General features: G+C 68.4%; 9 protein-coding genes and 2 pseudogenes. 8 read left to right on the forward strand and 3 right to left on the reverse strand.

Annotation, left to right across the window (positions count from 1 at the left end):
* From KPL59_RS33915 to KPL59_RS33925, 3 genes and pseudogenes are all read right to left on the reverse strand, one after another.
* Positions 1–441, reverse strand: a pseudogene (locus KPL59_RS33915) (hypothetical protein); the annotation flags it as partial.
* Positions 442–626: 185 nt separating this feature from the next.
* Positions 627–1,160 (reverse strand): hypothetical protein, encoded by a 534-nt coding sequence (locus KPL59_RS33920; RefSeq protein ID WP_226360917.1) that lies wholly within the window; start codon positions 1,158–1,160, stop codon positions 627–629.
* 826 nt (positions 1,161–1,986) lie between these two features.
* The gene (locus KPL59_RS33925) at positions 1,987–3,210 is read right to left on the reverse strand and encodes an ISAs1 family transposase (protein WP_226351754.1); all 1,224 of its coding nucleotides are present in this window, start codon (positions 3,208–3,210) and stop codon (positions 1,987–1,989) included.
* Between the two features lie 902 nt (positions 3,211–4,112).
* On the opposite strand from KPL59_RS33925, the gene KPL59_RS33930 reads away from it, so the two are divergent.
* From KPL59_RS33930 to KPL59_RS33960, 8 genes and pseudogenes are all read left to right on the forward strand, one after another.
* Positions 4,113–4,412 (forward strand): hypothetical protein, encoded by a 300-nt coding sequence (locus KPL59_RS33930; protein ID WP_226360916.1) that lies wholly within the window; start codon positions 4,113–4,115, stop codon positions 4,410–4,412.
* Complete coding sequence (locus KPL59_RS33935; protein ID WP_226360915.1) at positions 4,409–5,719, forward strand: hypothetical protein; 1,311 nt, start codon at positions 4,409–4,411, stop codon at positions 5,717–5,719. The genes KPL59_RS33930 and KPL59_RS33935 overlap by 4 nt, the downstream gene beginning before the upstream one ends.
* Entirely contained in the window at positions 5,716–8,025 is a 2,310-nt protein-coding gene (locus KPL59_RS33940) for a cell division protein FtsK (protein ID WP_226360914.1), read from the forward strand. Before KPL59_RS33935 ends, KPL59_RS33940 begins: the two co-directional genes overlap by 4 nt.
* 311 nt (positions 8,026–8,336) lie before the next feature.
* Entirely contained in the window at positions 8,337–8,606 is a 270-nt protein-coding gene (locus KPL59_RS33945) for a hypothetical protein (protein WP_226360913.1), read from the forward strand.
* Positions 8,603–8,995, forward strand: coding sequence for a hypothetical protein (locus tag KPL59_RS33950; RefSeq protein ID WP_226360912.1), 393 nt, complete (start codon positions 8,603–8,605; stop codon positions 8,993–8,995). The genes KPL59_RS33945 and KPL59_RS33950 overlap by 4 nt, the downstream gene beginning before the upstream one ends.
* Positions 8,996–9,600: 605 nt before the next feature.
* Positions 9,601–9,753: pseudogene (locus tag KPL59_RS36370) on the forward strand (DUF3631 domain-containing protein); the annotation flags it as partial.
* Between the two features lie 85 nt (positions 9,754–9,838).
* Entirely contained in the window at positions 9,839–10,207 is a 369-nt protein-coding gene (locus tag KPL59_RS36375) for a DUF3631 domain-containing protein (RefSeq protein WP_308188001.1), read from the forward strand.
* A 391-nt stretch (positions 10,208–10,598) separates the two neighbouring features.
* Positions 10,599–11,461 (forward strand): replication initiation protein (locus tag KPL59_RS33960; RefSeq protein ID WP_226363249.1); only part of this gene is annotated, 863 nt, incomplete at its 3' end.

Consider the following 11,461-nt stretch of genomic DNA (forward strand, 5'->3'; position numbering starts at 1 on the left):
GTCCAGCTTCGCTTCGGCGGCGGGGGTCCGGTCCAGTTGCAGCCGCCCGGACGGTGTCTGGCGCAGCCACCGGCCCAGGGCCGGGTGTTCACGCAGCGCGCATTCGGCCTTGACGTGCGCGGCCTCCTCACGTTCGGCGGCCCGGGCGGCGTGCCGCCACGCGGCCTTGCTGGTTGTGGTGGCGGCGCGGCGGGTGCGGGCGGCCTCGCGGGCTCGGGTGCGGGCGGACGCGATGCGGTCGAGCTCGGCGGAGATCCTGGCGATCGCGGCTTCGCGGGCGGCCTGGTCGCGTTCGGCCTCGTCGGGGTTGTGGCAGATGATCCACCGGACGCCGGGGGTGGAGTCGATCCGGACTTCCTTGACGCGCAGGTTGTCCCGAACCTGCTGGTAGCGGCCCTGGCGGGACAGTGCCTGGGCGGCGTGCGGGCTGCCGTCGCGCATCCGTTCGCCGGCGATGTAGTGCCCGCCCGCGCGCTGAAGGTAGGCAGAATTACGCCCTCTCCTGTAAGGAGGAGGACCACTCCGATAAGGCCACAGAGCAGCGCGATGCCGCCTCCACCGATACATATCGCCGAGCGCTCGGGTGCCACAACTGTCCCCGCCAATCGCTATACGCTGAACAGTCCTCAAGAGAAGCACTGGGTGCGCACTGCGGTAATTCCGAGCAGCTCTGCCCCCAGAGCAGCTACCGGCCCACCGATAGCTTGAATCTTCTCCCAAGAAAAGCTCGCACCCCGGAAAGTCTGGACAGCCTCTTTGATGCCTCCAAGCTGCGCAACCAATTTCTTAATCTTCAAAATCTTCGCAGCGGGAACTAGAACACCACCTACCGCAACACCAATCGCCCCCACGCAACCAATAACACTGGCACGAGACTGACCCCCAGTGTTAGGATAGTTCGCCCTCAACCAGTCCTGCGTAGCAGAATCCCCTTGATAAAGAACCGAAGTAGGGACTGAGTTGACGCGCTCAAGAAACAGCGTTAAACCCTCAATCCTGTCTTGCTCTTGCCCCGAAGCGGTAGCCAAAGAATAAGAACTAGCTGCCGAAGCTGGAGGTGCAACCGAGGTCTCAGCCGCAGCGATCCCAGTCGCCGAACCCATCGAAACAGCCACAACCAACACCGTTCCGATAACACGTGCGCACTTCTTCGTACTCATGACCGCATGCGAACACGCCCCCCCCCCGTTGGTCAAGAGCCATCACCAAAAGCAATCACGTGAACACACTCAGCCATTACGGACGAATACACCCAAAGCAGCCTAAACCGCCCAGCCAACCCTCAGTCCGTTGACCTTGACCTTTGCCTTTTTCAAAACATGGAACTACGTACTGACGATCAAGGCCGCTCCGCGACCGCCAACCGCTGGGTCGGGCTGGCGCCCGACACCTCAACCGGCCGTCAGCGAAGCAGGGTGGTTGAGGTGTCGGGCGCCAGCCCGACCCAGCGGCACTCACTCCACCCATCCATACAACGGCAGGTCACAGCGATGCTCGGCCCGAGAACACCCCGGGGCAAGTCCAGAAGGCAACCCTAAAAACGATCTTGGGCTCTCTCGGGAGTAACAAAGCCCCTCTCGGGAACTACTAGACCCGTTCCAGGGCGACAACACCGAGGACGCGCGACCCCCAACGACAGCGCGGCAATCCCCGCATCCGCCGGGCCACGCATCGGACAAACGCTCCGCTCCGGCACAAACCCAAACACCGCGCGGGAAAATACTACATCCATCCTGCGGCGGCCTTTGAAACCACAGATCCAGCGGAGTGAACACCGAAATAATCGCCACCGCCTCTCCGGAACGGGTGGAGAGGCCCGTCCGTAACGATAAGAGCGGAAAACTTGCATGAAAGGGCAATAGAAAAGGCGAGGAAGTCCAGCCCTAAACGCCTGCGGAGCGCCGCTGCTTACGGTGCCTGAAAACGCAGTCACGCACCATCGAAAATCGCGACCGCCGACGCTCGCTCAGGGCCCCGGCAAAGTCGCTAGATGATCTTGTAGGTGGTCAGTGGTCGATGGGGGTCGCGGGCGTGGTGGCGGAGTGCTGCGGCGATGTTGCTGACGCCGTGCAGGCGTAGCGCGGTGATCGCGAGGTTCCGCAACGCCGACATGACCTGCGGGGCGTGACCGGTGTGGGCGGTGGCGCGGTCTTCGTCGAAGCAGACATCACGGACCCAGTGCAGGCGATTCTCGATCGACCAGTGCCCACGGATCCAGCGGGCGAGCAGTCCTGGATCGGCGTCGGTGCTGGTCAGGCTGGTGATCGCGTAGGCGGTCTCGGTTCTCCACTTCCCGCCAGGCCGCAGTGGGCGACGCCGGCGCACCAGCTTGATCGCCTGGGATGCGTGGGGGAAGAACTCTGCGCCCAGGTCGGGACAGGGGTGCAGGCTGACCACGCTGATCGTGCGGGTCTCGACGCGGCCGTGCCCACGCCCGCGTTGACGATCAGCGACGCCGATCTGGGTCCAGGGCAGCGCCCGTACCCGTGCCAGCAGCGTGGGCTGGTTCGCTTTGATCGTCATCAGGTAGTGCCCGCCGCGGCGGTGTAGGTAGTCGGCGTGGGCTCGCTGGGTGTGCAGAGCGTCCGCGGTGACCAGTACATCGTCGAGGTCGAGGGGGTCGAGCAGCGCGGTGAACGCGGTGATCTCGCTGCCCTTCTCTGCGACCTGAACCTGGCCGAGCACGCCACCGCTGGTCTGGTCGAGCACCGACACCAGATGCGGGAGCCAGACCCTGCCGTCGGCGGCACGGACGCGGGCGCCGCGCAGGGTCTTGCCGTCCAAGGCCAGCACGCGACGCTGTTCTCGCCGGGGTGTGCCCTCCGCCGCCGGCTGGGCGCTGAGCTGGGGCAACACCCAGGACTGCAACGCCGCCTCCAGCGCCGAGGCGTCGACCCGTTGCAGGACCCGGCGGATGGTCGACTCGTGCGGAGCGACCGCGCCCACCCCGAGCACGTCCAGCACGGCGCGGCCGACGTCATGGGCGTACTCGGCGATCGCGGTGAACGACCGGGCCCCCGCCAACACCGCGCACGCCCCCAGTAGCAACACCGCGAGGACACCGTGGCGGACACCGCGTGGTTTCCGCGGGTCCGGCACTCGCGACAGGGCCTCCACCAGCGACAACCCCGCCGCCTCACCGACCGGCGCGGCTCTCCCCGCGTCAGGACCGACCTCCAGGCCTTCCAGAGCAGCAACGATCGGAGACACTGACACTGCGGACACAGGCTTCCTGACGTGAGCAAGGATTCGACACCCTCATGATCACGCCAAGCCTGTGTCCGCACCCACCCCCACCCCCCACATCACCGCAGCTCAGGACCCACCCATCACGACTTTGCCGGGGCCCTGGACGCTCGCTGCCCTCGCCCCCGACTCGTCACGCAGAGTGAGATTTCGGGGGATGTCCCGAAACGGCCCCCAAGCCGTGCCAAGCCGAGACAGCCGTGCCACCCCTGCTGTTTGACCAGGTCAAGGCCCATTTTCGCCTGGCACGGCTTGAGGGGGTGGCACGGCTCAAGCCGTGCCACCCCCTCAACGAGCCGCCCGCTCAAACGTGCCGACAAGCGCCCTGCACGCGGTCTGACCAGCAGAAATGATGGCTTGAGGTGCCCTCAGGTGCGATCGTCACGGAACGTGACCGATCCTGGAGCGGAAAGGTGAGGCGCGCGCCGGTTCGAGATCGGCGCTTGACAGCCGAGGCGGGATCGTGTCTTGCTTGAGGAGCGAGTCTGCCAGCCCGGCGAGCTTGCGGTCACCGCCCAGGATGCCCATCCGGGGCGGCGACCTAACCGAACGACCTGTGAGGACAGGTGATCGGCTATGGGCCATGCTGCCCTTGGCGTCTGCACGCATCCACCGGTGGGTGGAACTTTTCTTCCAGACTCCCCCGACGGTGATCCTGATCCCGGCGCTGAGCTGGGCTTTTCGTGGTGTCCGGATGGTCTGACCGAGCGGGTCATCGACCGTCTCTACGGCGACCTCCTCACCGACCTCGACGGGCCCAGTGGGCCTCTAGATGGTGACGTCGAGACACGTCTGTTCGTGCTCCCGGCACGTCGCCATGCGGCTGTTTCCGCTGGTCACTCGGCTGTCACCGGTGGTGAAGCGGCATGAACGCGCTGCTTCGCTGTGTCGCTGGGGCGGTCCGGGAGCGGGCCGTCGAGATCGCCGTCATCGCCGCCCTGGGGGCCGCGACCGTGTTCGTGACCTGGTGGTTCGCCGGGCCGCTGGGCTTCGCCGCCGGGTGGTGGATCGCCGCCGAGCTGCGCCTGCGGCGCTCCCGCCGGACCGTCCCGGCCTCGACCGCCCGAGCCGAGATGGCCCTGACAGAGGTCGTCTCAGAGGCCGCCGAGTCGCCTTCTGAGCGGGTTTCGGCTGGTCAGCAGGACGAGGGGAGGGCCGGAGCATGACCACCACGTCTTCCTCTTCGACCTCGTGGGCTGCGAGCCGGGCGGCGGAACGCCGGGAGACCCGCGCTCTGGACGCCCGCCTCGCCCGGGAAGCCGCTGACGCTGCCGCGCAGCGGCGAATCGCCGAACAGGACGCCCGCCGCGACCGCGACCGAGCCGACCGCGAGAGCGCTGAGCGGCGCCGGGACGAGCAGCGACGATCCCGCGCATCTGTCCGGGCCGCCGCCCGGGCCAAGGCTCTGACCTGGGCATCCACCCATGCCGTCGAGTTGCTGATCTATCCGATCGCGCTGCTGTCCTTCGCCCTGGCCGCACCAGCGATGGCCGCCTACGGCACCACCATCTACGGCCCGCTCGGCGTCCTCCTGGCCGGGATCACCGAACTCGGCATGTGGGCCTTCGCCCTCGCCATCACCGCCTCCCGACACCAGCACCCGGACCGGCCGGTCGTCGGGTTGCAGGCCGGGGTGGTGCTGTTCTCCCTGGTCGCGGCCGGGATGAACCTGCTCCACGGCCTCCACCAGGGCTGGACAGCCGCCGTGGTGATGGCGGTCGTGTCCATCGCCGGTGTCGCCGCGCACCAGCTCACCTTGGCCGGGGCGCCCCGCTCCTGGACCGAACGCCGCACCGCGAGACTCGCGGCGTTGGTGGAGGCGAAGACCGACCGCGCTCGGCGCCTCGCCATCGGAGACGCGGCAGCGGTCATCGCCGCGGACGGGACTGCGGAGCTGGTCTACCGACCCGGCGTCTTCCAGGTCCACCGCCGCACCCTGGCCGCGACCACCGCCCCGGAACGACCTGTCACACCGGCCGCCCCGGCCATGCCGGTCGCGCCGTTCTCCCGCAGCGCCATCGCGGATGACTGGGACTGGGCACTGGCCGCCCTCGTCGAGGGCGCGGGATGCGTCGGCTCTCGGCTCACCGACGACCTCGACTACGAGGCCGACCCGGCCCTCGACTGCCTCGACTCTGGGGTCGACTCGCACCCCGACGATGATCATGGTGGCGGTGTCGCCGTCCTCGACCGCACACCGGAGGAGTCGGGTGGGGAGTCGAGGGCTGACCTGCGACAGTCGACCCCACCAAGATCATCGTCGACCCTGGGAGTCGACCCCGACCATGATCTTGAAACCGGGGCGGCCCCGCGCACTCTGGATGATCTTCGCGAGCTGCTCCGCGCAGCGGTCGACGACAGTCGGGTCGACCCCAGGTCGGCCGAGTCCATCCGCCGGACACTGCGCTGCTCGGCCGCCCGCGCCCGCCAACTCCGCGATCAGTTCCGTGACGCGACCGGAGGCTCGCGATGAGCCACCACGACGACCACAACAGCCGTGACGACCGAGGAAAGAACGAGGGCGCCAGCTCGACCCACCACGACAGAGACGCCGAGCTGGCGCCGGTCATCACCCTGCACCACCGCACCGACACCCACCACACCGCCCGCGACAACACCCCGGTGGTGATCGAAGGCGAGATCGTGACCTGCGGCCAGCAGGCGGGAAACGCGACCCCGGGAACGGACGTGGTGGTGTCGCGGCGCGATCTCTACCGCCACGACCTCGTGACGGCACGACGGCATGCCGTCACAGCGGCAACCCATCCCGTCACCGTCACCAGCGCGAAAGCCCTGGTCCGCAACACGTGGTTCGTGTTCTCCGGCGCCGGAGTCCTCGTGCAGCGCTGGCGGGACACCCACGGAACGTCCCGGTATGAGCGTCAGATGCGCGCCGCTGAGATCGCCGGTGACCAGGACCGGTTGCTGGAGTGGGAGGCCCGCGACGTCGCCGAAAAGCAGCGGCGTCATGGGCGGGTGATGGACTGGGTCAACGCCCCGCTGTCCTGGCTACGCGCCGCCGGAGTCGGAGCCCTGATCGCGGTCGGGATGCTGGTCGGGCTCGGTGTCGTCCTCGCCATCGCCGCCAAGGACATCTCCCTGGTCATCGCCCCGGTTGCTGGGGTGATCGACGCGGTGGCGTGGGTGGTCATGTTCGTGACCGTCTACGCCTCCCTCCTCGCCACCCTCGCCCTGGCCGGGGCCGTCGTAGGCCTGTGGGCGCTCGGGAAGGCCCGCACCGACGCCCCCACCTGGATCGCACCGACCGCCGACGTCGACGACGACGTCGACGGCCGGGATGTCATCCCCGACGAGCGGGCCATAGTCAACGCGCTGCGCCACCTGGGCATGAGCGCCCTCAACACCAAGTTCAAGCAAGGCTGGGCGCCCCGCTGGATTCAGCCGCCCGTCCATGACGGCAAGGGCTGGCACTGCCAGTTCCTGCTCCCTGAGGGCGTCACCGTCGAGATGCTCAACAAGCGCAAGGACGTCCTGGCCCACAACCTGCTCCGCCTCCCGGTCGAGGTCTGGCCCACCGAGCCGCGCGACCAGCCCGGTGTGCTGGACCTGTGGGTCGCCGACCAAGGCTCGCTGACGAAGCCGGTGGCGCCGTGGCCGCTGCTCACGAGCGGGACGACCGACTACTTCACCGGTGTCCCGGTCGCGGTCAATCCACGCTCTGACCTGGTCAACGCCCGACTGTTCGGGAGCAACTGGGGCATCGCCGGGATGGTGGGCTCCGGCAAGTCCACGCTGATCATCACCGCCCTGGCCGGGGCGATCCTGGACCCGTTGGTCGAGATCGACATCTACTGCATGGCCCACAACGCCGACTACGACCCCTTCGCGCCGGTCGCGCGGACCCTGTTCGTCTCGGACGATCCGGACGAGGTGCCGACCGTCCTCGACGGCCTCAAAGCTCTGATGTCGGAGCTGTCGCAACGCGGACGGAAACTGTCCGCGGCCGGGGAACCGAAGCTGACCCGGAAGCTCGCGGCCAGCGATCGGTCGATGCGCCCGCGTGTGGTCGTGCTCGATGAGTGCCAGGAGCTGTTCGTCTCCCCCTGCGGGGCCGAGGCGGCCGAGTTGGTGTCGAAGATGGTCGCCAAGGCCCGCAAGTACGGCGTCACGCTGCTGTTCGCGACACCGGTGCCGTCGGCGGAGTCCCTGCCCAGGGCGGTGGCGAAGGTGCTGTCCAACCGGGCGTGCTTCGCGATCGGTGACCACCAGGGCAACGACGCGATCCTCGGCACCGGCAAACACACCGCAGGCATCACCGCGACCACCCTGCGACCGATGACCGTGGGCGCTGACGGGACCACCGACCTCGGGGACCTCGGCACCGCTATGACCACCGGGTTCGCCCCCCGGGACGGGTTGATGCGCTGCTTCTACATCCGACGCGGCGACGGCATCGACGAGCTGACACCGATCGTCGAGCGAGCGGTGAAACTGCGCCAAGAGGCAGGGATCGTCCCCGGCCCGGCACCGACGCACGTCGCCGAGGCCGAGCCGGTCGATCACCTCGCCGATATCGCCGAGGCTCTGCGCGGGCAGCCCCGCGTGCTGACCCGGCTCGTGCTTGCCCGCCTGGTCGAACACAACCGCACCGTCTACGAGCACTGGGGCTTCGCCGAACTCGCCGCCGCTCTGGCCGACCACGGCATCCCGCCGCGTAAGTCCCACGGCCAATCCGTCGTCCGCGCCGACGACCTCCACACCGCCCTCACCCACCGTGACCAAAACGAGCCCCACGGCACGGGGGAGAACAACTTCTAAACCGGGGGAGCGGCCGGGGAAGCGGGGAAGTTTCCCCGGCCGCTCCCCCACGCCGCTTCCCCCACACCACCAGCGCAAACAGTCACCGGGGAAGCGGGGGAGCACCCCCGGCCAGGCCCTCTGACACCCACCCACACGCAGGGACGGGAGGCACGTCGGCGCCTCCCTCCCTCCCTTTCGGCATGCCGAAAACAGGAGACCCCATGGACACCCACAGTCACCACCCTGAACCGCCGGAACCACCCGCCACTCGGGCGCTTCCGGTCCCGCTGCCGCCCCTGTCCGAAGCCGATCGAGCCGACGCCCTTGAAGTGATCGGGCACCTCGATCCGGCCGTCCTCGCCGCGGTCCTGGGAAGGGCGCAGCCGACCGCGCCGCTCCTGGTCGCCGCCCGGGTCGGGGTCGAGATCGCCGACCTACGCCACGCCCACGCGACCGCACTACGCGACTCCAGCCACGCCATCTCGATCGCCTACACCGCTGCCGGACTCGCCCACCAGCCGTCCTGGGTCGAGTTGATGCGGCGCCGGTATCCGCCCCACGGCGACCGGTCCCGGTGGACACGCGGGGACGCGGCATGACCACCACCGCAGGCCAGCAGTTGGTCGTGGGCAAGTCGACCCGGACCACAGCCCGCCCCCAGGGCGGGCGAGGACCGGAAGCGACGCGGCAGCAATCACCGGCCGCGCACCGGCTGTCGCGGCTGGCGGCCCAGGTGGCCGCCGGACGTGAACTCGCCGTCCTGGTCGACGGCCCCTGGCGCGGGCGCTGGTACTGGGCCGCCGACCTGACCGCCATGCAGACCGCCTCCGACCGCTACCCGGACTCGCATCCGGCCGCCGAACTCCGCACCTACGCCCCAACCGAGACCTGGACCGAACACCCGACCGAGCCCGAGGTGACCGGCCGCGTCTGGCGACACCACCCGCACCCATCCGCAACCGCATCGAACGCCAGGAGGACCGCATGAACACTCACGATGACCAAGTTCCCGCAGGTCAGACCGAAGGTTCCCGATCCGACACCGTGCCCCCGCCACTGCCCGAGCCACCGAACGGCACCCCCGGCAGCGACGTGGATGGGGCGGTGATCCTCGACGACCTCGAGACCGCCCTCCGGCGTTACGTGTCGCTCCCGTCGGACGCGGCCGTGGTCGGTGTCGTGCTCTGGATCGCCGCCACTCACGCCCAGCCCGCCTGGGCACACGCCCCGCGTCTGGTGGTGCGGGCGCCGGAGAAGCGCTGCGGCAAATCCCGCCTGCTCGACGTCGTCGAAGGCGCGTGTCACGACCCGTTCATCACCGTCAACGCCACCCCCGCAGCGGTCTACCGCTCCATCACCGCCGACCCACCCACCATGCTCGTCGACGAAGCCGACACGATCTTCGGGCCGAAAGCCGACGGGCACGAAGACCTCCGCGGACTCTTGAATGCCGGGCACCAGCGCAACCGCCCGGCGAAGCGCTACGACCTGGCCAAGAACCGCGTCGAGTCGATCTCCACGTTCGCCATGGCCGCCCTGGCCGGGATCGGACGCATGCCCGACACCATCGAAGACCGCGCTGTGGTCGTCCAGATGCGCCGCAGAGCACCTGGGGAGACCGTCGAGCCGTATCGACACCGGCGGGACCGCCCGCGCCTTCAGCGGCTCGCTGAGCGCCTGAACGGCTGGCTCCGTAACGACCTCACCACCCTCGAAACAGCCGAACCCGCGATGCCCGTCGAAGACCGCGCCGCCGACACCTGGGAACCACTCATCGCCATCGCCGACCACGCCGGAGGCCACTGGCCCGAACCGCGCGCCACGCCACGCCATCCTCGCCCTCCAAGCAGAAGACACCGGCGACGACCGCTCCGAACGCATCCGCCTCCTCGCCGACTGCCACACCGCCTTCGGCAACGAACACGCACTACCCACCATGCGGCTCCTCCAGCAACTCCGCGCCGACCCGGAGGCACCGTGGGCCGAGTACGGGCCACGCGGGGAAGGACTCACCGCCATGCGCCTCGGCAAGCTCCTGAGCGAGCACAGCATCCAGTCCACGCAGATGCGGCTCCCTGGATTGGGACGCGTCAGGTGCTACGAGCGGGCCGCGTTCGCCGACACCTGGCGGCGCTATACACCCGATCTGGTTACCGACAGTGCTGGCGCTGCCGCAGAAGCGATCGAGCCAGCGTCATAGCTGGTCAGCCCACGTTCAGGGTGCTTGCCAGCACGTTTGAGCGGGCGGCTCGTTGAGGGGGTGGCACGGCTTGAGCCGTGCCACCCCCTCAAGCCGTGCCAGGCGAAAATGGGCCCTGACCTGGTCAAACAGCAGGGGTGGCACGGCTGTCTCGGCTTGGCACGGCTTGGGGGCCGTTTCAGGACATCCCCCGAAATCTCACTGTCCGTGACCGGGACCCAGGACACGGACGGCCGGGGACCAAGAGCCCCTCAGACCCCGGTGGGGCACCGCCAGAGCGCGGAACTTCGTGCAGGTCAATCGCCCCCCGTCCCGGAAACATCTGACTTGGCAAATTTCCTACTTTGGAAAATGACGGCGTGTTGGCGAGGGCAACAGGTGCTCATCGGCGATGGTGCTTCTCGTGATCTCTGAGACCGGGCTGGGCGAGCGGTGGGACCAGCTCTGGCTGCCGCGGCGGCCGTTGGCCACCGATGACTTCTTCGGGGGGGTGTACCGGATGAGCCGGCCCGCTGCGCTGGGCAAGCGCTACGTCGAGTCGAACCCGAAGTTGATCTCCAACCTGCTGATCGTCGACATCGACCACGACGACGCGCTCTCACGGGCTCTCTGGGAGCGTCCAGAGTGGCTACCCAACCTCGTAGTCGAGAACCCCCTCAACGGGCGCGCACACGCCATCTGGGCGCTTCTAGAGGCCATCACACGCACCGAGTACGCCCGCCGGAAGGTCGTCGCGTTCGCCTCCGTGGTCATCGAGGGCCTCCGGCGGTCGGTCGACGGCGACCTCGGCTACTCCGGACTCCTGACCAAGAACCCCATCCACCCCTCCTGGAACGCACACTGGATCCACCAGACCCCCCACAGCCTCACCGGCCTCGCCGGACACCTCGACACCGCCGGGCACCTCCCCGGCCCGGCCTGGCGCAACTCCAAAGCCCGCCGCGCCGACCCCACCGGACTCGGCCGTAACGACGTCCTGTTCACCACCGCCCGTCACTGGGCCTACCGCGAAATCCGACACCACTTCGGCGACCCCCACGGACTCACCGACGCCATCATGCACAAAGCGACCCTCCTCAATACCGACTTCTCCATCCCTCTGCTCCAACCCGAAGTCAACGGCATCGCCAACTCCATCTCCCGCTGGATCATCACCAAATCCCGCATGTGGGCCGACGGGCCAATCGTCTACGACGCCACCTTCAATACCATCCAAGCCGCCCGGCGAGACAAAAGCACTCAAGTTCGAAAGAA

The sequence above is a fragment of the Pseudonocardia sp. ICBG1142 genome (assembly GCF_020496255.1).
Lineage (GTDB): Bacteria > Actinomycetota > Actinomycetes > Mycobacteriales > Pseudonocardiaceae > Pseudonocardia.